Here is a 24,735-nt window from a genome sequence, read left to right as displayed (position 1 = left end):
GTGGTTCGCCAGCAAGCCGGCTCCTACGGGATAGATCAGGCTTTCTTGGCGACGGCCTTGGCTTTTTCACCGCGCTGGCGCATGGCCTCGAACAGGCAGACGCCTGTGGCCACGGAGACGTTGAGACTGCTGACACTGCCAGCCATTGGCAGACGCACCAGATAGTCACAGTGCTCGCGAGTCAGACGGCGCATGCCCTTGCCTTCGGCCCCCATGATGATGATGGTCGGGCCTGTCAGATCCTGATCGTACAACTCCTGCTCAGCCTCGCCGGCGGTACCGACGATCCACAGGCCGCGCTGCTGAAGTTTTTCCAGGGTCCGCGCCAGGTTGGTCACAGCCACCAGCGGAATCACTTCCGCAGCGCCGCAAGCCACTTTGCGCACGGTCGGGGTCAGAGTGGCCGACTTGTCCTTGGGCACCAGCACTGCCAGGGCACCCGCCGCATCGGCAGTACGCAGGCAGGCGCCAAGGTTGTGCGGATCGGTCACGCCATCCAACACCAGCAACAGTGGCGCGCCTTCGGTGCGATCCAGTAGCTCGTCGAGCATGGCCTCGCCCCACACCTGGCTTGGGCTGACTTCCGCCACTACCCCCTGGTGCACGCCTTCAACCCAGGCGTCCATCTCACGACGCTCGGCCTGGCCGACTGAAACGCGATTCTGCGCTGCCAGATCCACCAACACCTGAACCCGTGGATCACTGCGCCCTTCAGCCAACCAGATCTGCTTGACCCGCTTGGGATGGTGACGCAGCAACGCTTCTACAGCATGCACGCCGTAGATCTTTTCCAACTGACTCATGACTTGGCCTTAGGTTTGCGCGCCCCGCCGCTTTTCGCGCCGGAAGCGGAGCCCGCCTTGGGCGGACCCTTACGATGTTTGCTCGGTTTGGCTGGCCTGTCGCTGTCTCTGGCCGGAGCCGATTTGCCGGACTTTCCCCCAGACGCCGCTTTACCACCGCCCTTGGCTCCCGCCAGCAGCGCCTGTTTCATTTCACGACTTTTGCGTACTTCGGCGTTTTTTGCCGCTGCGTCGCTGGGACGGTAAGCCTCGACAGCCTTCTCCTTGGCAGAGCTGCGACGCCCCGCCTTCGCTGGAGCCGGCTCTTCGACTGCCTTGCTTGCCGGTACGTCCGCAGCACCTCGCTTTTTGCGACCAATCGGTGCAGCGATGGTCTTTTCCGCCATCTCGAAATCGATCTTGCGCTCGTCCAGATCGACGCGCATGACCCGCACTTCCACAGTGTCACCCAAGCGAAAGCTGCGACCGGTGCGCTCGCCCGCCAGGCGGTGATGCACAGGGTCGAAGTGGTAGTAGTCGCCTGGCAGCGCGGTGACATGCACCAGGCCTTCGACGTAGATATCGGTGAGTTCGACGAACAGACCAAAACCGGTGACCGCCGTGATCACTCCTGGGAAGGATTCGCCGACGCGATCCTTCATGAACTCGCACTTGAGCCAGTTCACCACGTCACGAGTGGCTTCGTCGGCACGACGCTCGCTCATCGAGCACTGCTCGCCGAGCTGCTCGAGGATAGCCTCGTCGTAGGGATAGATACGCGCTTTCGGAATACTCATCGCTCCAGCGCGACGTACGTGTGGCGTGTCTTGCTTGGAGTGGATGACACTGCGGATGGCCCGGTGGGTCAACAGGTCCGGATAACGACGGATCGGCGAAGTGAAGTGGGTATAGGCTTCGTAATTCAGGCCGAAGTGACCCTGGTTATCAGCGCTGTACACCGCCTGGCTCAGGGAGCGCAGCATCACGGTCTGGATCAGGTGGTAATCCGGACGGTCCTTGATGGTTTCCAGCAGCGCCTGATAGTCCTTCGGCGTCGGACCATCCTTGCCTTTATGCAGGGACAGGCCCAGCTCGCCAAGGAAGGCGCGCAGTTTCTCCAGACGCTCCGGCGGCGGACCGTCGTGCACCCGATACAAGGCAGGAATCTCGTGCTTCTTGAGGAACTCGGCGGTAGCCACGTTGGCCGCCAGCATGCATTCCTCGATCAGTTTGTGAGCATCGTTGCGCGTGGTTGGACGAATTTCGGCGATCTTGCGCTCGGAACCGAAGATGATCCGGGTTTCCTGAGTTTCGAAGTCGATGGCGCCACGGGTATGGCGAGCACCGAGCAGGACCTTGTACAGCGCATACAGTTGCTTCAGATGCGGTACGACATCCGCGTACTCACCGCGCAACTGCTTGGCCTCGGTGGTTTTCGGCTGCTCGAGCATGGCGCTGACCTTGTTGTAGGTCAGTCGCGCCTTGGAGTGGATCACCGCTTCATAGAACTGGTAGTCGGTCATTTCGCCGGACTTGGAGATGGTCATCTCACAAACCATGGCCAGACGATCGACTTTCGGGTTCAGCGAGCACAGGCCATTGGAAAGTTGCTCAGGCAGCATCGGGATAACCCGCTCGGGGAAATACACCGAGTTGCCACGCACCTGGGCTTCTGCATCCAGAGCCGAACCGATCTTCACGTAGCTGGAGACGTCGGCAATGGCCACGTACAGTTTCCAGCCACCGCCGAACAGGCGCAGCTTGCCGGGCTTGGCTTCGCAGAACACTGCGTCGTCGAAGTCGCGAGCGTCTTCACCGTCGATAGTGACGAAAGGCAGATCACGCAGATCGATGCGTTTCTCTTTGTCCTTCTCCTCCACTTCCGGCTTGAGCTTGGCCGCTTCCTTGAGCACAGCCTCGGGCCAGACATGAGGAATATCATAGGTGCGCAGGGCAACGTCGATTTCCATGCCCGGTGCCATGTAATTGCCTACGACCTCAACCACGTCGCCTTGTGGCTGGAAGCGCGGCGTTGGCCAGTGAGTGATTTTCACTTCAACAAACTGACCGACCTTGGCATTGGCATTGCGCCCCGGGGTCACCAGCACTTCTTGCTGGATCTTCGGGTTATCCGCTACCACAAAGCCAATACCGCCTTCTTCAAAGTAACGACCCACGATACTTTCATGGGCACGGGATACCACTTCGACGATCACCCCTTCGCGACGACCACGACGATCCAGGCCGGAAACCCGGGCCAAGGCACGGTCGCCATCGAATACCAGGCGCATTTGCGCCGGGCTCATGAACAGGTCATCACTGCCATCATCCGGCACCAGAAAGCCGAAGCCGTCGCGGTGGCCGCTGATACGACCAAGGATCAGGTCAAGCTTGTCCACCGGCGCATAAGTGCCACGGCGGGTATAGATCAGTTGAGCATCGCGCTCCATGGCGCGTAGGCGGCGGCGCAGAGCTTCCAGTTGGTCCTCTGTGGTCAGACCGAACTCTTCTACCAACTGCTCGCGACTAGCAGGCGAACCCCGATCAGCAAGGTGCTGGAGGATGAGTTCGCGGCTAGGAATAGGGTTTTCGTATTTTTCCGCTTCACGAGCGGCCTCGGGATCGAGGGACTGCCAATCGGCCATTAGATAAATTTCACCTTGTCTATATGCGGGTTAGTTTGGCATACGCGTATTGAAACGGGAAATTTCAGGCTCAGACAACGCTGGAAAAATCTTCATCGCCACCTCAGAAACATCCTCACGCCTGCCACCGAAGACTTTTTTCGAGCTTTTTTGAAATCTGGGGTTTACAGCTTAAAAGAGCCTCCGTATAGTGCGCGCCATCGACGACGGAGACGTCAGCGATACTGCCCAGATGGTGAAATTGGTAGACACGCCAGCTTCAGGTGCTGGTGACCGCAAGGTCGTGGAAGTTCGAGTCTTCTTCTGGGCACCAATTCAAGAGCTTGAGATTAGATCAGTTTCAAGGCTCAAACAAAAACCCGCGAAAGCGGGTTTTTGCATTCTAAGTGTTTGATTTAATAAAACCAAAACAGGGGTTTACAGATCAAAACACGGTCCGTATAGTACGCTCCATCGACACGGCGACAACGTCGATATTGCCCAGATGGTGAAATTGGTAGACACGCCAGCTTCAGGTGCTGGTGACCGCAAGGTCGTGGAAGTTCGAGTCTTCTTCTGGGCACCAATTCAAGCTTGAGAGCATCGCTTTCAAGTCTCTCAAAAACCCGCGAAAGCGGGTTTTTGCGTTTCTGCCTTCAGGTATTTCCTCACTTCATCAACCCGCCGCCTTACCCGCAAAGCGCACATGAGAAACGATATCGTTTATGATTGTTACAAGTTTTTGCGGCACTACAGTGAGGAAACCTGCGAATGATGTTCAGAAATACCCTCCTTCCAACATCCCTTCTGCGTGGCTTGACCATCACTTTGCTAGGACTGACCCTGGCATCTCCACTCACCCAGGCAGCCGATCCGGTTTCCCTGACCCTGTATAACGGCCAGCACAAGGAAGTCGGCGACGCCGTCGCCAAGGCTTTCGAAGCCAAGACCGGCATTCACGTCAACGTGCGCAAGGGCAGCAGCAATCAGCTGGCCAGCCAGATCGTCGAAGAAGGCGATCGCTCCCCCGCCGATGTGATCTACACCGAAGAGTCCCCGCCCCTGAACAAACTGGGCGAACAAGGCCTGCTAGCACAGACCGATGCCGCAACCCTGGCCGTCCTGCCCAAGGAATACGTGGCCGGCAACGGCACATGGATCGGCATCACTGCGCGAGTGCGGGTGGTGGCTTTCAACCCGAAGCTGATCGACGAGAAAGACCTCCCCAAGTCGGTGATGGAATTTTCCCAGCCACAATGGCAAGGCAAGGTCGGCTTCGTACCGACCAGCGGCGCGTTTCAGGAACAGGCCGTGGCCATCATCAAATTGCACGGCATGGATGCAGCCGAAGAGTGGCTGACCGGCCTGCGGGCATTCGGCAAGGTCTATAGCAATAACATGGTAGCCCTCAAGGCCGTGGAAAACGGCGAAGTGGCCACCGTCCTGGTGAACAATTACTACTGGTTTGCCCTGCAACGGGAAAAAGGTCAGCTGGACTCGAAACTGCACTATTTCACCGGCGGCGACGTCGGCGGCCTGATCACTGTATCCAGCGCCGCAGTGCTCAAGTCCAGCAAGCACCCGAAAGAAGCTCAGCAATTCCTTGCCTACATGGCCAGTGAAGAAGGTCAGCGGGTGATCACCCAGACCACCGCCGAGTACCCACTGCATAAAGGCATGGAATCGGATCGCGGCCTCAAGCCATTCAGTGAATTGCAGGCTCCGAAAGTCACCCCGGCCGATCTCGGTAATGCCGAGGAAGCACTAGACCTGGAACGCGACGTCGGCCTGAACTGATGAATCCGCCACTCTGCGCCCCCGCCTCGCGCACGCTTTATGTGCCGAGGCGCAAGCGGCCCTCGATCTGGCTGCTGCTGCCGGTATTGTTACTGGTTTGCCTGAGCCTGCTGCCGCTGTTGTATGTCGGGCTCAAGGCCTGGCAGGCCGGCTGGGCCGAAGCCCTGCACCTGCTGTGGCGCCCTTATGTATTCCGCCTGCTGAGCAACACCCTGCTACTGATGCTGGGAGTAACCATCGCCTGCGCAGTGATTGGCCTATCCCTGGCCTGGCTACTGGAACGCAGCGATCTGCCAGGGCGACGGATCTGGGGCGTGGTGCTATGCCTGCCCTTCGCCGTACCGGCCTTCGTCAGCAGCTTCACCTGGGTGTCCCTGAGTGCCGGATTCGAAGGGCTGGGCGGTGCGATCCTGGTGATGACCCTGTCCAAGTACCCCCTGGTGTTCCTGCCGGTGGCAGCCACCCTGCGCAATCTGGATCCCTCCCTCGAAGAGTCCGCACGTACCCTTGGGCAAAATCGCTGGGGCGTGTTCTTCAAGATCACCCTGCCCCTGCTCTGGCCATCGTTGCTGGCGGGATCTCTGTTGATTGCCCTGCACATGCTGGTGGAATTCGGCGCCCTGTCGATCATCGGCCTGCAGACCTTCACCACGGCGATCTATCAGCAATTCGAGCTGGAGTTCAGCAATGCCAACGCAGCCATGCTCTCGGCAGTGCTGCTGGCGCTATGCCTGGTACTGCTGGGACTGGAGCTGCGGGTTCGCGGCAAGGGGCGCCACGTACGCACCGGCCAAGGCGCAGCGCGACATGCAGATCAGGTACGCCTGGGACGCTGGTCCGCAGGCGGGCAGATCTACTGCCTGCTACTGGCCTTGATTGGCAGCGGCGTTCCCCTGGGAATGCTTGCCTACTGGCTGGCCGTAGGTTCATCGGCCGCTTTCCCGGTCGCCGCCATCAGCGAAGCACTGCTTTCCTCCCTGGCACTATCCCTGGGCGGTGCCGCCCTGTGCCTGGTGCTGGCGGTTCCTGTGGGACTGCTGGTGGTGCGCTACAAGGGACGACTGGCCATCTGGGCCGAGCGTCTGCCATACCTGTTACATGCCCTACCGGGCTTGGTGATCGCCCTGACGCTGGTGTACTTCGCCCTGCACTATGTACCGGTGCTGTATCAAACCTCGGCGCTGTTGCTGATCGCCTATGCCTTGCTGTTCCTACCCCTGGCACAGGCGCCGATCCGCACTGCCCTGAACAAGGCCGCACCGCAACTGGAAGAAGCGGCAAGAACCTTGGGAGCATCGTCGTTCAGCGCTTTTTGCCGGGTGACTTTACCGATCATCTTTCCAGCGCTGGGCGCGGCCTTCGCCCTGGTATTTCTGGATGCGATGAAAGAGCTGACTGCTACTTTGCTGCTCAGCCCGACCGGGTTGAACACCCTGGCCACAGAGGTCTGGGCCCATACGGCGAATGTGGAGTTTGCGGCCGCAGCACCTTATGCGGCACTGCTGATTCTGGTGTCGGGGCTGCCGGTGTATCTGCTGACGACACGGATGTATTTGAATCGCTGAGAAGACCTTCGCCGGCAAGCCGACTCCTACAGAACGCTCGTAGGAGCCGGCTTGCCGGCAAAGCATCAGGCGCGGAACTGCCCGAGGCTAGCCTTGAGCTGCGCCGCCAGACTGTCCAGCACCTTGCCGCTGGCAGTGGTCTCAACCACAGCCTGAGCCGCTCGCTCGGCCTGAGCATGAATGGTTTCCACCCGCCCCCGCACCGCTTGCGCGCCCTGAGCCTGATGCGCTGCAGCCTGGGTGGCCAGACCGATAGCCGCATGCACCTGCTCTACCGAGGACTGCACCGATTGCTGCAACCGCGCACTGTCGCGCAGCACCAGCAAACCCTCGCTGGCCTGACGCCCGGCCTGACCAATGGCCGCAACCGCTTCTCGAGCACCTTGCTGCAAAGCACCGATATGCGCCTGGATATCGCCAGTGGAGCTTTGCGTCTTGCTGGCCAGGGCTCGCACCTCATCCGCCACCACGGCAAAACCACGACCGGTTTCACCGGCTCGCGCCGCCTCAATCGCCGCGTTCAGCGCCAGTAGGTTGGTCTGCTCGGCAATACCATGGATCACCGTCAACACCACCTCGATCTGCTCACTCTGCTGAGCCAGCCGCTCAATCACCTTGGCCCCGGTATCCACCTGCCCCGCCAAGGCCTCGATCAGACTGCCGACCTGCTCCGAGGTACGAGTATTCTCGTCAGTGGCCTGGCGGATCTCCACCACCTGCCTCAGCGCTGCTTGCATCGCCTGGCTTTCCGCCTGAGCCTCATCGGCCATCTGCGACAGCGCCCGCAAGCTTTCGGCCACTTCGTCACGCTGCGCCTCGGCCGCTGCATCCGCCCCGGCATTGCGCAGGCTCATGGCCCCGATCTCCACACCGGTGCGCTGCGCCACATCGCCCGCCTCACGCACAATGGGTTGCAACTTATCCACAAAGCGGTTTACCGCCGAGGCCATATCACCGATCTCATCATTGCTGTTGAGGGGCACGCGCTTGGTCAGATCCCCTTCGCCCGCGGCCAGATCGTTGAGCGCCGTGATCAACAGATGCAGCTTGTTCACCACTCGCCGCCCAAGCACTACCGCCAACAACAGCAGTAGGGCCAACCCCACCAGCGCCAGGCCGACACCGATCTGCCAGCGCAAGGTGGCCGCAGCCTCCTGCACCGTGCTTGCGGTATTGGCCTGCATCTGCGCGGCAGTGGCCTGAGCCGACTGCAAGCGCGAGCGCATGGCCGCCGAACTGTCGGCGGAGGCACCCTTGAGACTGTCGCCAACCAACTGGTCACTGCTGGCGATCAATGCCCCGAAACGCTGATCCAAAGCAGCGATATCTGCCTCTACCGAGGCCGTGGAAACCCCCATCAGCACCTTGCCGATTTCCACTCCATTAGGATTGATCGAGGCCTCAAGGTAGTAGACAGAAGGATCGCTCTTGGCCGCATCCAGAACCTTGTCCAAGGCCCGATCGCCCTTGCCCTTTTCCAACAGGGCCTTATTGATCGGATTCTCACGATTCAGATAGCGAGTCAGATGCTCACCCGCCGCATCGTCATAGACCACGAACAGTACGTTGGGATTACGCTGGGCACGCCGTGCGAACTCGGACAGAGTCGGCACATCACTGTCCCACATGGCACGAGGCGCCACAGAAGCCAGCAACTGGGCCATGTCATTGGCGGAGTCCTTGAGGTCCTTCTCCAGCGCGGCACGCAGCTGGACCTGCTCTTCCTTTAGACGCGAAGACAACCCCGCCGTCAGACGCTGACGCGTACTGCTGGACAGGCTTTCCAGACTGGAAGTGACTTCCTTGCCCGCTTGCTCGAGCTCGCCAGACAACTTCTGGCTATCGACACCCAAACGCGCAGCCAGATCGGCCTCAAGGGCCGTCACTGTGCTCCGAGTCAGGGCAACAGCGAGCAACACTTGCACCAAAAGGGCGATACCGAGAGTAACGAACACAGGCCGCAGTAAACGGCTTTGTAACAGTGAGAGAACGGCCGACACAGGAAATCCCTCTACTTTTGACGCCATTATTCTGATGGCACTCTAGAAGCGAATTTCACAGCAAGGGTCGTGCCGCACGGCAGACAGAAACGACAAAGGGCCCGATCAAGGGCCCTTTGGTTTTTACATCAACAACTTATCAAGCGAACGGATGACGCAGAACGATGGTTTCGTTGCGGTCCGGACCTGTCGAAATAATGTCGATCGGCGCGCCGACCAGCTCTTCGATGCGCTTGATATAGGCCTGGGCGGCGGCAGGCAGCTCTTCCAGGGTCTTGGCACCCAAGGTCGATTCGCTCCAGCCCGGCATCTGCTCATACACCGGCTCAAGGCCGATGTAGCTGTCGGCGTCGGTCGGTGCGTCGATGACTGCACCATCCTGGTTCTTGTAGCCAACACAGATATTGATGGTTTCCAGGCCGTCCAGTACGTCCAGCTTGGTCAGGCACAGGCCCGAGATGCTGTTGACGTCGATGGCGCGACGCAGGATTACGGCATCGAACCAGCCGCAACGACGGGCCCGGCCAGTGGTGGCACCGAACTCGTGACCGCGCTTGGCCAGGAATGCACCGATATCGTCGAACAGCTCAGTCGGGAACGGACCCGAGCCCACGCGAGTGGTGTAGGCCTTGGTGATACCCAGGATGTAGTCCAGGTACATCGGACCCACGCCCGAACCGGTGGCGATGCCGCCCGCAGTGGTGTTGGAGCTGGTGACGTACGGGTAGGTACCGTGGTCGATGTCCAGCAGCGAACCCTGGGCGCCTTCGAACATGATGTCCTTGCCGGCGCGACGCAGCTGGTGCAGCTCGGCAGTCACGTCGAGCATCATCGGCTTGAGCAGCTCGGCGTATTCCATGCACTCGTCCAGAGTCTTCTGGAAGTCGATGGCCGGCTCTTTGTAGTAATTGACCAGCACGAAGTTGTGGTAGTCCAGCAACTCGCCCAGCTTGGCGGCGAAACGCTCACGGTGGAACAGATCACCGATGCGCAGGCCACGACGTGCAACCTTGTCTTCGTAAGCCGGGCCGATGCCGCGACCGGTAGTACCGATCTTCTGCTCGCCACGGGCCTTCTCGCGGGCCTGGTCCAGGGCTACGTGATAGGACAGGATCAGCGGGCAGGAAGGGCTGATACGCAGGCGCTCACGCACCGGTACGCCTTTCTCTTCCAGCTTGACGATTTCACGCATCAAGGCATCCGGTGCCACCACCACGCCGTTACCGATCAGGCACTGCACGCCTTCGCGCAGCACGCCGGACGGAATCAGGTGCAGGACGGTCTTCTCACCGTCGATCACCAGGGTGTGGCCAGCGTTGTGACCACCTTGGTAGCGCACTACGGCGGCGGCATGTTCGGTCAGCAGATCAACGATCTTGCCTTTGCCCTCATCACCCCATTGGGTGCCCAGGACTACGACATTCTTACCCATAACACTTGTCCTCATTCGCGCAAACTTGGTGCCGGCAGCCGCCGGCAGGAAAACTCAAGAAGCCAGCGGCAAAACTTGCCAAAGCCCATTCTGCTGAATCAATTGCCGGTCGCAGTCCGCTTCACGGGCGGCGGCCAAAGGTTGTCCAGGCAGAGCCTGAACGACACGCTGACCCTCACTGCGCAACTGGCAGACGGTCTGCCAGAGTGCCGCGTCAGTGCTGTCAGGCATCCAGATACCGCCAGACGGTAGCTCGACCTCAGCACGCCCCAGGGTCACCAGGGTTTTCAAATCGGTAGAAAAACCGGTCGCTGGACGGGCACGCCCAAAATCGGCTCCGATGTCATCGTAACGGCCACCCTGAGCAATCGATTGACCCACGCCCGGTACAAACACTGCGAACACCACACCCGTGTGGTAGTGATAGCCCCGCAGCTCGCCCAGGTCGAAGTACAGCGGCAAATCAGGGAAACGCACCGACAAGCGCTCGGCGATCGTCAGCAATTCATCCAGAGCCAGCAGCACCGAGGTCGGCGCACCCGCCAGGCGACGGCGGGCATCGCCCAGTACTTCGCGGCTGCCACACAACTCCACCAGGGAGCGCAGCATGTCCGCCAGGTCGGCTGGCAAGCCCTCGGTCAGGCTGATGACTTCATCGATCGCCTTGCGCTGCAGGGCGTCGAACAACTGTTGCTCTACGGCGCCGGACAGGCCGGCAGCCTGGGCCAGGCCACGGTAGATACCTACGTGCCCCAGATCCATGTGCACATCCGGCACATCGGCCAACTGCAGCATGGCCAGCATCAGGCTGATGACCTCAACGTCGCTGCTCGGGCTGGCGTCGCCGTACAACTCGGCGCCCAACTGGATCGGGCTGCGCGAAGACGACAAGGCCCGCGGCTGAGCATGCAGCACACTGCCGGCATAGCACAGGCGGCTCGGCCCTTCACGGCGCAAGGTGTGAGCATCGATTCGCGCCACTTGTGGCGTGATGTCGGCACGGAACCCCATCTGCCGACCCGACTGCGGGTCGATGACCTTGAAGGTACGCAGGTCCAGGTCCTGGCCAGCGCCTGTCAGCAGGGATTCCAGGTATTCGATATGGGGAGTAACGACAAATTCGTAACCCCAACTCTGAAAAAGATCCAACACCTGACGACGCGCCACTTCAATGCGCGCCGCTTCCGGCGGCAATACTTCTTCGATGCCATCTGGCAGCAGCCAGCGGTCTACCGTTGCCATTACGCCATTCCCCTATGGTCCGGGCGGCAAGCCTGGGGCCAGCCTTAGAGTGAAGCAGAAAACAGTCGCATCCGACGCGAGCTCAGCCGGACAGGCAGCCAGAAATCAGCTGTACAGACTATTTTCCTCGAAAAATCTTGCCGAGCTCTTGAACGAGCCGCGGCCAATCAAAGATGCAGACGCAAAAAAGCCGGGAATTTCCCGGCTGCCGCATCATACACCCGTTTTCCCAAAGGATCACCCCGCGAGGCATTTTAGCCGCCCGGCGGGGTGCCCCAGGATCAGGGCCGGATCAAGGCTTGGACTTTTCCAGGTAATGGAAAAAGTCACTGCTTGGGTCCAGAACCATGACGTCGGATTTGTTCGCAAAGCTTTCACGGTAGGCACGCAGGCTACGGTAGAACGCATAGAACTCCTGGTCCTGGCCATAGGCCTTGGCGTAGATCGCCGCCGCCTGAGCATCACCGTCACCGCGCGCCTCTTCAGACTCACGATAGGCTTCGGCCAGCAGCACGCGACGCTGACGATCAGCGTCAGCACGAATACCTTCGGCCAACTCGTTACCCTTGGCACGATGCTCGCGAGCCTCACGCTCACGCTCGGTACTCATCCGCTCGAACACGCTGCGGTTCACTTCCTTCGGCAGATCGATGGCCTTGACCCGGACATCGACCACTTCGATACCCAGCTCCTTTTCCGCCATCTTGTTCAGCGAAGCCGTGATATCCGCCATCAGCGCATCACGCTCACCGGAAACCACTTCATGCAGGGTGCGCTTACCAAACTGGTCACGCAGGCCCGATTCCAGACGACGGGAAAGACGCTCGTCGGCAATTTGCTTGAGACCGGAGGTCGCGGTGTAGAAGCGCTCGGCATCCTTCACTCGCCACTTGGCGTAGGCATCCACCATTACGGCTTTCTTTTCCAGGGTCAGGAAGCGCTGTGTCGGTGCATCCAGGGTCATCAGGCGCGCATCAAACTTACGCACCTGGTTCACGTAGGGCACTTTCACATGCAGACCAGGCTGGACATCAGCCTGAACCACGCGACCGAACTGCAGCAACACCGCGCGCTCGGTCTGAGCGACGATGTAGAAGCTGTTCCAGGCAACCACCGCCACGACAACGCCCACGATCAGGGCGATCAGCGATTTATTGCTCATCAGCGACTCTCCCTAGAACGCGTCTGCTGCTGTTGCTGCATGTGATCAGCAGCGGCGCGCGCATTCGCTTCATTGCTGGTCGCAGACGCCGAGCCCGTTGCCGGAACACCACCGCTACGACCACTGTCGATCATCTTGTCCAGAGGCAGGTAGAGCAGGTTGTTCTGCCCACCTTTGCTGCCGGTCACCAGCACCTTGCTGGTATTGCTGAAGACTTCCTGCATGGTATCCAGGTACAGGCGCTGACGAGTCACTTCAGGAGCCTTGCGGTACTCGGCAACCAGCTTGGTAAAGCGATCAGCCTCACCCTTGGCCCGCGATACCACTTCGTCACGATAACCATTGGCATCTTCGAGGATGCGCTGAGCCTGACCACGAGCCTCCGGCACAACACCGTTGGCATAGGTTTCAGCCTGGTTGCGCGAACGCTGTTCGTCTTCACGAGCACGGATCACGTCGTCGAAGGCTTCCTGTACTTCACGCGGTGCGGCTGCACTCTGTACGTTCACCTGAGTCACGGTGATACCGGTGCGGTAGTTGTCGAGGAAGCGTTGCAGCCGCTCCTTGATCTCACTGGCCATCAATTCACGACCTTCGGTCAGCACCTGGTCCATGGCGGTGGATCCCACCACGTGGCGCAGAGCACTGTCGGTCGCATGCTGCAGGCTGATTTCCGGCTGATCAACGTTCAGCACGAAGTCCTGCAGGTTGCTGATCTTGTACTGCACGGTCAGTGGCACTTCGACGATGTTCTCGTCCTCGGTGAGCATCTGCCCCTGCTTGGTGTAGGCACGCTCACGCGTGACGTTTTCCATGTACTTGCGATCGATCGGCGGGAAGTAGATGTTCAGACCCGGGCCAACGGTCTCGTAGTATTTGCCGAAGCGCAGCACCACGGCTTGCTCCTGCTCATCGACTACATATACCGCGCTGTACAGCCACACGGCCGCCAGCACGACAAGACCAATACCCAGCAAGCCGAAACCACCGCCCTTGCCGGAGCTACCGCCGTCATCACCACGTTTCTTACCACCACCGAACAACCCATTCAGGCTTTCCTGCAGCTTACGGAAGGCCTCGTCGAGATCTGGTGGCCCCTTGCGATCGCCATTATTGCGGCGCTTACCACCCCAAGGGTCCTGATTATTCGAGTTGCCACCCGGCTCATTCCAAGCCATAGCGCTCTCCATCTGATAAAGCAAAGACGCACCCACGGCGCGCCGACCAATGCTACAGAATGCCTGCTACAGCGGCACAACCGCATGCCCAGGCTTTTATTGCAAAGTGTGTTGCTCGATGAATTCCGACGGCTGCAGACCTTCGCGACTGACCAGCCGGTTCAACTCGGCCCGCGGCAGGCGAACGGCCAGCAAACTGACCCCTTCGTCGTCGTGATCTTCTTTCTGCACAGCGTTCAACTGGAAAAACTGTGCTCGCAGTCGAGCAAAACGCTGAGGCAAGCGCAAGGTGCCCACGAACAAATCTTCGCCCAGCAGCTCCGCAATGGCCTGTTTGAGCAGATCCAGTCCCTGGCCATCACGGGCCGACAACCAGACCCGCTGCGGCTTGCCATCGGGATCGCGCTGAATCTGTGGCTCCACACCCTCGAGCAAATCGAGTTTGTTATAGACCTCCAGGATCGGCAAGTCTTGAGCCCCGATCTCCCCCAGCACGACCATCACCTGCTCGATCTGGGCCATGCGTTCGGGCTCATGAGCATCGATCACATGAAGCAGCAGGTCAGAGTTGCTGGACTCTTCGAGGGTAGCCCGAAAGGCCTCCACCAGTTTGTGCGGCAGGTGGCGAATGAAACCTACGGTATCAGCCAGCACAATCGGCCCCAGATCATCCAGCTCCAAACGGCGCAAGGTCGGATCGAGGGTGGCGAACAACTGGTCGGCGGCGAAAACATCGGATTGGGTGACCGCGTTGAACAACGTGGACTTGCCGGCGTTGGTGTAACCCACCAGCGAAACCGAAGGGATGTCGGCACGCTTGCGGCCTCGACGAGCCTGCTCGCGCTGGCTGCGAACCTTTTCCAGCCGCGCCTTGATCTGCCGCAGACGCACTCGCAGCAGGCGCCGGTCGGTTTCCAACTGAGTTTCACCCGGGCCACGCAGACCAATACCGCCTTTCTGCCGTTCAAGGTGAGTCCAGCCACGAACCAATCGCGTGCTCATGTGCTCAAGCTGTGCCAGTTCAACCTGGAGCTTGCCCTCATGAGTGCGCGCGCGCTGAGCGAAGATATCGAGAATCAGACCCGTGCGATCAATCACGCGACACTCAAATACACGTTCGAGGTTACGTTCCTGACTGGGCGTGAGGATGTGATTGAAAATCACCAGGTCTACCTGTTCGGCTTTGACCAGATCGCGCAATTCCTCGACCTTGCCGCTGCCAACCAGGTATTTGGCGGTTGGCCGATGACGCGGCACGCTAACAAACGCGACGGTCTCGGCGCCGGCCGATAATGCCAGCTCCTGAAACTCCTGCGGATCTTCGCGCGCCTCAGGGTCCTGACCATCCAAGTGAACGAGAATGGCTCGTTCACCACCACCGTGGCGCTCAAAGAACAAAGGAGACTCCTATCAGGCGTTACCTGGCTCAGCGTCACCCTGTTCGGATTCGGATGCGCTAGGCAGACGAATTGGGCGAACCGGAACCACTGTCGAGATAGCGTGCTTGTAAACCATTTGGCTGACGGTGTTTTTCAGCAGGATAACGAACTGGTCGAAGGACTCGATCGTGCCTTGCAGTTTGATCCCGTTAACCAGATAGATGGAAACCCCAACTTTCTCTTTACGCAATGTATTCAAGTAAGGGTCTTGTAGCGAATGCCCTTTTGACATGTGCCGCACTCCTTTAAGGATCAATAATAAAAATCGGAAAACAGATAGCTAAAACCGTCACACCCCCAAGGATAGACGGCAATTGCAAGGACTCAGCTCAATATGGAGATCGTCCCTAAGTATTTCAAGGCGCGTGGCAGATTGTCGCAATCCAGACTGTCCAACCATTGCAGGTCAGCCCAACTGCGTAACCAGGTGAACTGCCGTTTCGCCAATTGGCGCGTGGCAATGATGCCCCGCTCCTGCATTTCGGCTGACGTCAGCTTGCCATCCAGATGATCCCAGACTTGGCGATAACCCACTGCACGTATAGACGGCAACCCGGCATGCAGGTCACTTCTTGAGCGCAGAGCTACGACCTCGTCAATGAATCCCTGTTCCAACATTTGTGTGAATCTTTGTGCAATACGCTGGTGCAGTACCTGACGATTCGCCGGAGCGATGGCCAGATTGGCGACAGTATAGGGCAATTGACCGCGTCCCGATGCGCCTGCTTCAGCACTTTGCGCCAATTGACGCTGACGATGAGCGGTCATTGTCAGGCCGCTGACCCGATAGACTTCCAGCGCTCTCGTCAGGCGTTGAGGATCATTGGGATGAATCCTCGCCGCAGACTCGGGGTCCACAGCCGCCAACTGGTCATGCAGCGCCTGCCAACCAAGGCGTTGCGCCTCGTCTTCGAGTTCGGCGCGGACCTGCGGGTCTGCTGGCGGCATATCCGCCAGGCCTTCAAGCAGCGCCTTGTAATACAGCATGGTGCCGCCCACCAGCAGCGGAATCTTGCCCCGGGCGGTGATATCGGCCATAGCCGCCAGGGCATCGGTACGAAAATCTGCCGCCGAGTAGCTTTCGACGGGGTCGAGAATATCGATCAGGCGATGGGGAAACTGCGCCAGCAGCTCCTTGGAGGGCTTGGCAGTACCGATATCCATGCCGCGATACACCAGCGCCGAATCGACACTGATCAGCTCGCAAGGCAGCACCTTGGTCAGCTCGATGGCCAGGTCGGTCTTGCCCGCAGCGGTCGGGCCCATCAGGAAAATCGCAGGAGGAAGCTGAGTCATCAACGGCCGCGCAAAAAGAGTTTGTCCAGATCATCCAGACCCAATTGGGTCCAGGTCGGTCGACCGTGGTTGCACTGGCCGCTGCGTTCGGTGTTTTCCATATCCCGCAACAGGCCGTTCATTTCCGCCAGGGCCAGGCGCCGGTTGGCGCGAATGGCACCGTGGCAGGCCATGGTACCGAGCAGCTCATTAAGATGAGCCTGAATTCGGTCGCTGGTGCCGTACTCCATCAAATCAGCGAGCACATCGTGCACCAGGCGATTGGCTTCGGCCTGCTTCAACAGCGCCGGAATCTGTCGGATCGCCAGGGACTCGGGCCCCAGGCGCTGCAACTCGAAGCCCAGACGCTGGAACCAGGCAACATGCTCTTCCGCGCAATCAGCTTCACGCTGGCTGACAGCAATGGATTCCGGCACCAACAACGGCTGGCCACTCAAGCCTTCGCTGGCCATGGCCACCTTCAGGCGCTCGTACATGATCCGTTCATGAGCGGCGTGCATATCCACCAGCACCAGGCCCAGAGCGTTTTCCGCGAGGATATAGATACCCTTGAGCTGTGCCAGGGCATAGCCCAGCGGCGGAATATCCTCCTGCCCTTCCGGCAGCGCTGTCGCCGCAGCCCCCGGCAAAGGTGCGAAGAACTCGCGATAGACTCCCTGGGACTCCGCCGCCGGCAGCACCGGCTGGGGCCGTGGCGTGTACTGATATTGATAGCCGCTGCCAGCACCGGAACCCGGCGCATTGAAGCTCGGCTGGGCCTGCGGCTGCTCCAGGGCCAGGTTCGCAGCCAGGCGCATTTCACCCTGAGGTCCGAACTCACCGGCTTCGATACCGCTGGGCCGCACAATACCTGCGACCGCCGCCGGCGCTGCCAACTGGTCCTCGGGGCGCACATCGCCCAAGGCTCTGTGCAAGGTGCCATAAAGGAAGTCATGGACCATGCGCCCGTCACGGAAGCGCACTTCATGCTTGGTCGGGTGCACGTTGACGTCGACCACCGAGGGGTCGACTTCAAAGAACAGCACAAAAGTCGGATGCCGGCCGTTGAACAGTACATCGCGATAGGCCTGACGCACCGCGTGGGCCACCAGTTTGTCCCGTACCGCACGACCGTTGACGTAGAAATACTGCAAATCCGCCTGGCTGCGGGAGAAGGTCGGCAAGCCCACCCAGCCCCACAGATGCAGGCCGTTGCGCTCGACCTCAATGGGCAGCGCCTGCTCCAAAAAGCCCGAGCCACAGACCGCCGCCACGCGCCGGGCGCGAGCTGCGTCGTCCTTGGCTTCATGCAGACTAAGGATGCTCTTGCCGTTGTGGCGCAAGTGGAAAGCCACATCGAAACGCGCCAGAGCCAAACGCTTGATCACCTCCTGCAGGTGATCGAACTCGGTTTTCTCCGCCTTGAGAAACTTGCGTCGGGCCGGAGTATTGAAGAACAGGTCACGTACTTCCACCGAGGTGCCTACCGGGTGGGCCGCAGGCTGCACTCGCGGCGCCATGTCACGGCCTTCGGTTTCTACCTGCCAGGCCTGATCGGCATCACGGGTACGTGAAGTCAGAGTCAAGCGCGCCACGGAACTGATGGAGGCCAGGGCTTCCCCACGAAACCCCAGGCTCATCACCCGCTCCAGGTCTTCCAGGTCGCGGATCTTGCTGGTGGCGTGCCGCGCCAGCGCCAGGGGCAGATCGTCGGAGGAAATGCCACTGCCATCATCACGGACCCGCAGCAACTTGACTCCAGCCTGCTCGACATCCACATCAATGCGCTTGGCGCCGGAGTCCAGGCTGTTTTCCAACAGCTCCTTGATCACCGAAGCCGGGCGCTCAACCACCTCGCCCGCGGCGATCTGGTTGGCCAGGCGCGGGCTGAGCAGCTCGATGCGCGCGCTGCTGATTACCGAGTCACTCATTCCTTGGCCGCCAATTCAGTACCGGGGATGGTCAGGACCTGCCCCACTTTCAATTCATCACTTTTCAGATTGTTGGCACTGCGCAGGGTGGCCGCCGATACCTGGTAGCGCACCGCGATCATCGCCAGGGTTTCCCCCGGGTTGACCCGGTGATCACGAGGGCCCTGGGCAATCTTCCCGGAGTCCCGCAGCCAGGCGATATAAGTGCCCGGTGGCGGGTTCTGCTGGAAGAACTGCCGCACGCCGCTGCTGATGGAGCGAGCCAAGGCCTGCTGGTGGCTGGCGGTGGCCAGCTTCGAAGCTTCATTAGAGTTGGAGATAAAGCCGGTTTCCACCAGGATCGATGGAATGTCCGGGGACTTGAGCACCATGAACCCGGCCTGTTCCACACGCTGTTTGTGCAGCGGGGTGACTCGGCCGATGTTGTTCAGGACTTTCTGCCCGACATTGAGGCTGGAGGTCAGGGATGCGGTCATCGACAGATCCAGCAGCACCCCGGCCAGCATCCGGTCCTTGTCATCCAGGCTGACGTTGCCCGCACCACCGATCAGGTCGGAGCGGTTTTCACTGTCCGCCAGCCAGCGAGCAGTTTCCGATGTCGCGCCGCGCTCGGACAAGGCGAATACCGAGGCGCCAAAGGCCGCAGCAGAAGGTGCGGCATCGGCGTGGATCGAAACGAACAGGTCAGCCCCCTTCTTCCGAGCGATCTCGGTGCGACCGCGCAACGGAATGAAGTAGTCGCCAGTACGAGTCAGCTCGGCGCGGAACCCTTTGAGGCCATTGACCTGGCGCTGCAGTTCGCGGGCAATGGCCAGCACCACGTCCTTCTCATGCTGGCCACGCGAACCGGAGGCACCCGGGTCTTCACCGCCGTGACCGGCATCGATCACCACAATGATGTCGCGCTTGCCCGCCGGGGCCGGCGGCAGCTTGATCGCCGGCTCCGCAGGCGTGACTGGCACGGCTGGAACGGTAGCCACAGCAGGGGGCGGAGCAACAGGCGGCGCGGCATCAGCCGGGTTGTCGAACAGATCGACTACCAGGCGATTGCCGTACTGGGCGTTGGGCGCCAGGGTGAAACTCTTGGGGGTGACGGCCTTTTTCAGGTCGATGACCACCCGCAGGTCACTGGGGGTACGCTGCGCCGAGCGCATGGCAGTAATCGGCGTATTGGCCGTGGCAACATTCAGCGGACCGCCGAGAGTCGCGCCATTGATATCGATCACCAGACGATCCGGGGCCGTCAGGGTAAAGACGCTGTGCTGAACCGGGCCGGACAGGTCGAATACCAGTCGCGTGTTATCCGGTGCCCGCCACAGGCGGACGCTGCGAACCTGTGTAGCGGCCACAGCATCGACGGCCAATGCCGTAAGCAACAGTCCTACGACAGCAACCAACGCGCGAATGCGCATACCTAACCCCATCAATTATTTGAATTCCAACGCCAAAGCGGCACACCAGGACTCGCCTCGCGAGCCTTGAGACAACAGATGCACAGAACGCCCATTGTTATGCGGGGTAATGGTAATGGTCAGGTCGGGCTTTGGCAAAAAGCCTGCACCACGCTGGGGCCACTCCAACAGACACAATGCATCGCCTTCGAAGTAGTCGCGAATCCCCAGGAATTCCAGCTCTTCCGGGTCCACAAGACGGTACAGGTCGAAGTGAAAAGCCCGCACCGGGCCTATCTCGTAGGGCTCCACCAGGGTAAAGGTCGGACTTTTTACCGCCCCTTTATGCCCTAGCCCCCGGATGATCCCACGGGACAAGGTGGTTTTACCCGCCCCCAGATCGCCTTCAAGAAAGATCACCCCCACACCCTGAGTGACCTGAGCAATGCGTGCACCAAATTCCACCATGGCCTGCTCATCGGCCAGATATAGGGTTAACTCAGACACGGTGATTGCTCCTCCAACAACTGACGAATGGCTGGAATCAGATCACTGGCCGCCAGCCCTCGGCCCAATTTGCCTTGCTGCTCGCCGGCGCGGGCGTGTACCCAGACCGCCAGGCAAGCTGCATCGAATGTCGAAAGTCCCTGCGCCATCAACGCACCGATCAACCCCGCGAGCACATCCCCCAACCCCGCCGTGGCCATCGCCGGATGCCCACCCTCACAACGGGCCACTTGCCCGTCGGGACTGGCGATCAGGCTACCGGCGCCCTTGAGCACGGCAACCGCCGAGTATTTTGCGCTCAAGGCTCGGGCCGCCGCCGGACGATCACCCTGGACCTCGGCGATGGCAATCCCCAGCAGACGGGCCGCCTCCCCAGGATGAGGGGTGATCACGCTGGCCGCCGGCAGTTGTAGGCCGCCCAGAGCCAGGAGGTTCAAGGCATCGGCATCCCATACCTGTGGCAAAGGTGCGTTGGCCGCTGCCGACAACAGGCTGCGCCCCCAGGCGCCCTGCCCCAGCCCGGGACCGACCACCAACACCGTGGCCCGCGCCAACAACCCCATCAGTTGGTTGGCCGAATGGGTGCCCTGGGTCATGACTTCCGGCAGCCGTGCGGCGGCGGCCGCCACGTGTTCACTGCGAGTCGCCAGGGACACCAGTCCCGCACCACTGCGCAAGGCACTTTCCGCGCTCAGTAACGCGGCGCCGGCAAAGCCGCGGTCGCCACCGATCAGCAATAAATGACCGAACTGGCCCTTATGAGCGTCCAGAGGACGAACCTGTAGTCGCGGCAAATGGGCGCCAGTCAGCAACTGAACGTCGGGTAAAGGGTGTTTTGTCTGCGGCATGCGTCTTCGGGCTCCGATGTCTGGCAGAATTATACGCACCTCAGCTCCGGTTTCTCTCGCCTCATGCCCGCTATTACCCAGGATCTCCCCGCTCTCGCCCAATCGATCAAGGACTGGGGCCGCGAACTGGGCTTTCAGCAAGTCGGCATCAGCGGCCTGGACCTGGCCGAGCATGAGCAGCACCTGGAACGCTGGCTCGCCGCCGGCTACCACGGCGAAATGGAATACATGGGCGCCCATGGCAGCAAACGCTCCCATCCTGATCAGTTGGTGCCCGGCACGCTGCGGGTGGTATCGCTGCGCATGGACTACCTGCCCGGCGACACCCAGATGGCCCAGCGCCTGGCCGAGCCGTCCAAGGCGTATGTCTCGCGCTACGCCCTGGGCCGCGACTATCACAAGTTGATCCGCAAGCGTGTGCAGCAACTGGCTGAACGCATCCAGCAAGCCATTGGCCCCTTTGGCTACCGCGCATTCGTCGACAGCGCGCCGGTGCTTGAAAAAGCCATCGCTGAGCAGGCCGGGCTCGGCTGGATCGGCAAGAACACCTTGGTACTCAACCGCAAGGCCGGCAGCTACTTCTTCCTCAGCGAGCTGTTCGTCGACCTGCCTCTGCCAGTGGACGAGCCCCACGCCACCGAACACTGCGGGCGCTGCACCGCCTGCCTGGACATCTGCCCGACCAACGCCTTCGTCGGCCCCTATGTACTGGATGCCCGGCGCTGTATTTCCTACCTGACCATCGAACTGAAAAGCGCCATTCCCGAAGACCTGCGCCCCCTGATCGGCAATCGGGTATTCGGCTGCGATGACTGCCAGATCGTCTGCCCCTGGAACCGCTTCGCCCGCCCCTCGGGAGAAGGCGACTTCAAACCCCGGCACAACCTGGACAATGCCGAACTGGCAGAACTGTTCATGTGGGACGAGGACAAATTCCTCAGCAGCACCGAAGGCTCGCCCCTGCGCCGCGCCGGTTATGAGCGCTGGCTACGCAACCTGGCGGTAGGCCTGGGCAACGCCCCTTCCAGCATTCCGGTACTTGAAGCCCTGAAGGCGCGCCAGGACTACCCCTCTGAACTGGTCCGTGAGCACGTGCAGTGGGCCCTGAGCCAGCACGCCAAGCGTCAATGTTCGTCGTTGTAGACGAACTTGGGCATTTCCCAATGAAAGCGGATGGCCAACAGCCGTAACAGAAAGCCGCCGAACAGGGTGACCAGGATCGACTGCTCGCTGGGCAACTGCAGATAAATGCATAGCATGTAGCACCAGGCCGCTGCGAAGGACACGCTGGCGTACAGCTCACGGCGGAAGATCAAGGGAATGTCGTTGCAGAAGATATCCCGAAGGATGCCGCCAAAGACCCCAGTGATCACCCCACTGACCGCCGCCACCAGCATGCCGTGCCCCATTTCCAGGGCTGTCATGCAACCGATCAGGGTAAAAGCCACCAGGCCCACGGCGTCGAGCACCAGAAACAGCGAACGCAGATGGCGCATCAGCGGCGCGATAAAGATTGTCACCAGGGCCGCCACCGAGGTCAGCACCAGGTATTCCGGGTGCTTGACCCACGTCAGCGGGTAATGGCCCAGCAGCACATCACGCACCGAACCACCGCCAAGGGCAGTGACACAGGCGATCAGCACCACGCCGAACCAGTCCATGCCGCGACGGCCGGCAGACAAGGCGCCGGTCATGGCTTCGGCGGTAATGGCGATCAGATAAAGCATCAACAGCATGATGGCGGTCCTTACAGGAAGGCGCGCAGTCTACTCAGTTGAAGCGAGCACCAAAAGAGGGCGGGTACGGGCGCCGCCAACAGCGCGCGCCCGTTCGCCGGCAAGCCGGCTCCTGCAGGTCAGAATTTGATGAAGTGCTTGCGGTAATGCTGCAGCTCGGCGATGGATTCGCGGATGTCGTCCAGAGCCAGGTGAGTGCTGCCTTTCTTGAAGCTGTCGCGCACGTCCGGGGCCCAGCGGGCGGCCAGTTCCTTGAGGGTCGAGACGTCCAGGTTGCGGTAGTGGAAGTAACTTTCCAGGGCCTTCATGTGGCGATAGAGGAAGCGTCGGTCCTGGCAGATGCTGTTGCCACAGATGGGCGACTTGCCCTTGGGTACCCACTGCTCCAGAAAGGCAATGGTCTGGGCTTCGGCTTCGGCCATGCTGATGCGGCTTTCGCGAACCCGCTGAGTCAGGCCGGAACCACCGTGCTGGCGAGTGTTCCACTCGTCCATGCCGGCAAGAATCTCGTCGCTCTGGTGGATTGCGATGACCGGTCCTTCAGCCAAGGTGTTCAGATTGCTGTCAGTGACAATGGTCGCCATCTCGATGATGACGTCGGTGTCGGGGTTCAGACCGGTCATTTCCAGATCGATCCAAATCAGGTTCTGCGGGTTTTGCATGGGGAGGGCTCCTCGGCGTAGTTGCGCAGTTTAGCCTAGAGGGCCTGTCCGGCGTGCTAAACTCGCCGCCGTTTTACCTATCCGCCGTAACTATCGACACGGAACACCAATGGCCAAACGCCAGCTCAATCGCCGCCAAAACTGGCGCATCGAAAAGATTCAAGGTGAGCGCGCTGCCCGCGCCGCCAAACGCGAGTCCTCCGCCGTAGAGGCGCTAGAGGGTGGCGACTTGGGCCCGGAACAGACCGGCCTGGTCATTGCTCACTTCGGCGTACAGGTCGAGGTCGAGGCCCGGGAAGGCGAGCTGGCCGGCCAAGTGTTCCGCTGCTACCTGCGAGCCAACCTGCCGGCCCTGGTGACCGGTGATCAGGTGGTATGGCGCGCCGGCAATCAAGGCATCGGGGTAATCGTCGCGCAATTGCCGCGCAGCACCGAGCTGTGCCGACCGGACAGCCGTGGCCAGCTCAAGCCGGTGGCCGCCAACGTCGACATGATCGTGATCGTGTTTGCCCCCATGCCCGAGCCCCATGCCAATCTTATCGACCGCTACCTGGTTGCCGCCGAGCACGCCGGGATCCGGCCGTTGCTGCTGCTGAACAAGGCCGACCTGATCGACGAGCAGAACGCCCCAGCGCTCAACGCGTTGCTGGCGGTCTATCGCCAGCTGGGCTATCCGCTGCTGGAAGTCTCGGCCCACCACGGCGACGGCATGGAGCAACTGCAAGGCTTGCTGGACGGGCGCATCAGCGTATTCGTGGGGCAATCAGGGGTGGGCAAGTCATCTTTGGTGAATAGCCTGCTGCCGGAAGTCGAAACCCGGGTCGGCCCGCTGTCGGAATACTCCGGACAGGGCACCCACACCACCACAACTGCGCGACTGTTCCACTTCCCGGGCGGCGGTGAACTGATCGACTCCCCCGGCATCCGGGAATTCGGCCTGGGGCATGTCAGCCGCGCCGATGTCGAAGCCGGCTTTATTGAGTTCAACGACTTGCTGGGCACCTGCCGTTTCCGCGACTGCAAGCACGATCGCGAGCCGGGCTGTGCACTGCTCAAGGCTCTGGAAGACGGGCGCATCCAGCAGCAACGGATGAACAGCTACCGTTCGATCCTCGCCAGCCTGCCAGACAGCAGCTACTGAACCCACCGCCGTAGAAACAACAA

Annotated in this window: 20 protein-coding genes and 2 tRNA genes; 6 read left to right on the top strand and 16 right to left on the bottom strand. The window is 60.6% G+C overall.

Translation table 11 applies throughout. The annotated features are described in order from the left end of the window. Positions 1-35 precede the first annotated feature (35 nt). Positions 36-803, bottom strand: coding sequence for a 23S rRNA (guanosine(2251)-2'-O)-methyltransferase RlmB (gene rlmB, locus ACSSVC_RS06690; RefSeq protein ID WP_492612098.1), 768 nt, complete (start codon positions 801-803; stop codon positions 36-38). After that, the gene (rnr, locus tag ACSSVC_RS06685) at positions 800-3,427 is read right to left on the bottom strand and encodes a ribonuclease R (RefSeq protein WP_346634564.1); all 2,628 of its coding nucleotides are present in this window, start codon (positions 3,425-3,427) and stop codon (positions 800-802) included. Before rnr ends, rlmB begins: the two co-directional genes overlap by 4 nt. A gap of 226 nt (positions 3,428-3,653) precedes the next feature. On the opposite strand from rnr, the gene ACSSVC_RS06680 reads away from it, so the two are divergent. The 4 genes from ACSSVC_RS06680 to ACSSVC_RS06665 all read left to right on the top strand — a co-directional run bounded on the left by ACSSVC_RS06680 (position 3,654) and on the right by ACSSVC_RS06665 (position 6,768). Continuing rightward, positions 3,654-3,740 (top strand) — tRNA-Leu (locus ACSSVC_RS06680). A gap of 165 nt (positions 3,741-3,905) precedes the next feature. Continuing rightward, positions 3,906-3,992: transfer RNA gene (locus ACSSVC_RS06675), tRNA-Leu, on the top strand. A gap of 185 nt (positions 3,993-4,177) precedes the next feature. Continuing rightward, positions 4,178-5,203 (top strand): extracellular solute-binding protein, encoded by a 1,026-nt coding sequence (locus ACSSVC_RS06670; protein ID WP_446439504.1) that lies wholly within the window; start codon positions 4,178-4,180, stop codon positions 5,201-5,203. Continuing rightward, on the top strand, positions 5,203-6,768 hold the full coding sequence (locus tag ACSSVC_RS06665) for an ABC transporter permease (protein ID WP_492612097.1): 1,566 nt from the start codon (positions 5,203-5,205) through the stop codon (positions 6,766-6,768). The genes ACSSVC_RS06670 and ACSSVC_RS06665 overlap by 1 nt, the downstream gene beginning before the upstream one ends. Before the next feature lie 65 nt (positions 6,769-6,833). Here the strand turns inward: ACSSVC_RS06665 and ACSSVC_RS06660 are convergent, their stop codons facing one another. The 12 genes from ACSSVC_RS06660 to ACSSVC_RS06605 all read right to left on the bottom strand — a co-directional run bounded on the left by ACSSVC_RS06660 (position 6,834) and on the right by ACSSVC_RS06605 (position 21,173). Beyond that, positions 6,834-8,768 carry a methyl-accepting chemotaxis protein gene (locus ACSSVC_RS06660; protein ID WP_492612096.1) on the bottom strand — a complete coding sequence of 645 codons (1,935 nt, stop codon included), beginning with the start codon at positions 8,766-8,768 and terminating at the stop codon, positions 6,834-6,836. Between the two features lie 139 nt (positions 8,769-8,907). Next, positions 8,908-10,200 (bottom strand): adenylosuccinate synthase, encoded by a 1,293-nt coding sequence (locus ACSSVC_RS06655; RefSeq protein ID WP_011058943.1) that lies wholly within the window; start codon positions 10,198-10,200, stop codon positions 8,908-8,910. Between the two features lie 54 nt (positions 10,201-10,254). Next, the gene (locus ACSSVC_RS06650; protein WP_123723399.1) at positions 10,255-11,442 is read right to left on the bottom strand and encodes an ATP phosphoribosyltransferase regulatory subunit; all 1,188 of its coding nucleotides are present in this window, start codon (positions 11,440-11,442) and stop codon (positions 10,255-10,257) included. 292 nt (positions 11,443-11,734) lie between these two features. Then, positions 11,735-12,604, bottom strand: coding sequence for a protease modulator HflC (gene hflC, locus ACSSVC_RS06645; protein ID WP_011058941.1), 870 nt, complete (start codon positions 12,602-12,604; stop codon positions 11,735-11,737). Further along, positions 12,604-13,782 carry an FtsH protease activity modulator HflK gene (hflK, locus tag ACSSVC_RS06640; RefSeq protein WP_123723398.1) on the bottom strand — a complete coding sequence of 393 codons (1,179 nt, stop codon included), beginning with the start codon at positions 13,780-13,782 and terminating at the stop codon, positions 12,604-12,606. Before hflK ends, hflC begins: the two co-directional genes overlap by 1 nt. A 96-nt stretch (positions 13,783-13,878) precedes the next feature. Continuing rightward, positions 13,879-15,180 carry a ribosome rescue GTPase HflX gene (gene hflX / locus ACSSVC_RS06635; protein WP_346634560.1) on the bottom strand — a complete coding sequence of 434 codons (1,302 nt, stop codon included), beginning with the start codon at positions 15,178-15,180 and terminating at the stop codon, positions 13,879-13,881. A gap of 12 nt (positions 15,181-15,192) precedes the next feature. Then, entirely contained in the window at positions 15,193-15,453 is a 261-nt protein-coding gene (gene hfq, locus ACSSVC_RS06630; RefSeq protein ID WP_007921378.1) for an RNA chaperone Hfq, read from the bottom strand. A 92-nt stretch (positions 15,454-15,545) separates the two neighbouring features. Next, positions 15,546-16,517 (bottom strand): tRNA (adenosine(37)-N6)-dimethylallyltransferase MiaA, encoded by a 972-nt coding sequence (gene miaA / locus ACSSVC_RS06625; RefSeq protein ID WP_346634559.1) that lies wholly within the window; start codon positions 16,515-16,517, stop codon positions 15,546-15,548. Further along, positions 16,517-18,427: a DNA mismatch repair endonuclease MutL gene (gene mutL / locus ACSSVC_RS06620; RefSeq protein WP_492612095.1), complete on the bottom strand. Its 1,911-nt coding sequence runs from the start codon at positions 18,425-18,427 to the stop codon at positions 16,517-16,519. Before mutL ends, miaA begins: the two co-directional genes overlap by 1 nt. Continuing rightward, positions 18,424-19,851, bottom strand: coding sequence for an N-acetylmuramoyl-L-alanine amidase (locus ACSSVC_RS06615; RefSeq protein WP_346634557.1), 1,428 nt, complete (start codon positions 19,849-19,851; stop codon positions 18,424-18,426). The genes mutL and ACSSVC_RS06615 overlap by 4 nt, the downstream gene beginning before the upstream one ends. A gap of 3 nt (positions 19,852-19,854) precedes the next feature. Next, entirely contained in the window at positions 19,855-20,325 is a 471-nt protein-coding gene (tsaE, locus tag ACSSVC_RS06610) for a tRNA (adenosine(37)-N6)-threonylcarbamoyltransferase complex ATPase subunit type 1 TsaE (RefSeq protein ID WP_346634556.1), read from the bottom strand. Further along, positions 20,313-21,173 (bottom strand): NAD(P)H-hydrate dehydratase, encoded by an 861-nt coding sequence (locus ACSSVC_RS06605; protein WP_492612094.1) that lies wholly within the window; start codon positions 21,171-21,173, stop codon positions 20,313-20,315. Before ACSSVC_RS06605 ends, tsaE begins: the two co-directional genes overlap by 13 nt. 63 nt (positions 21,174-21,236) lie before the next feature. Between ACSSVC_RS06605 and queG the strand changes: the two genes are divergently transcribed. Next, positions 21,237-22,316, top strand: coding sequence for a tRNA epoxyqueuosine(34) reductase QueG (gene queG, locus ACSSVC_RS06600; RefSeq protein WP_346634554.1), 1,080 nt, complete (start codon positions 21,237-21,239; stop codon positions 22,314-22,316). On the opposite strand, the gene ACSSVC_RS06595 is transcribed toward queG, so the two are convergent. Together ACSSVC_RS06595 and orn are read right to left on the bottom strand one after the other, a co-directional pair. Beyond that, entirely contained in the window at positions 22,298-22,912 is a 615-nt protein-coding gene (locus tag ACSSVC_RS06595) for a trimeric intracellular cation channel family protein (RefSeq protein WP_177330307.1), read from the bottom strand. The two genes, queG and ACSSVC_RS06595, sit on opposite strands and share 19 nt — an antisense overlap. Positions 22,913-23,028: 116 nt before the next feature. Further along, positions 23,029-23,571, bottom strand: a complete 543-nt coding sequence (orn, locus tag ACSSVC_RS06590) for an oligoribonuclease (RefSeq protein WP_011058931.1) — start codon at positions 23,569-23,571, stop codon at positions 23,029-23,031. Between the two features lie 109 nt (positions 23,572-23,680). On the opposite strand from orn, the gene rsgA reads away from it, so the two are divergent. Then, complete coding sequence (rsgA, locus tag ACSSVC_RS06585; RefSeq protein WP_123723390.1) at positions 23,681-24,712, top strand: small ribosomal subunit biogenesis GTPase RsgA; 1,032 nt, start codon at positions 23,681-23,683, stop codon at positions 24,710-24,712. The last annotated feature ends 23 nt before the right edge of the window (positions 24,713-24,735 follow it).

The organism is Pseudomonas sp. E1BtOHC1, from assembly GCF_058744285.1.
Note: the sequence above shows the minus strand (reverse complement) of the source record. Positions and strands in the feature narration are given on the sequence as shown.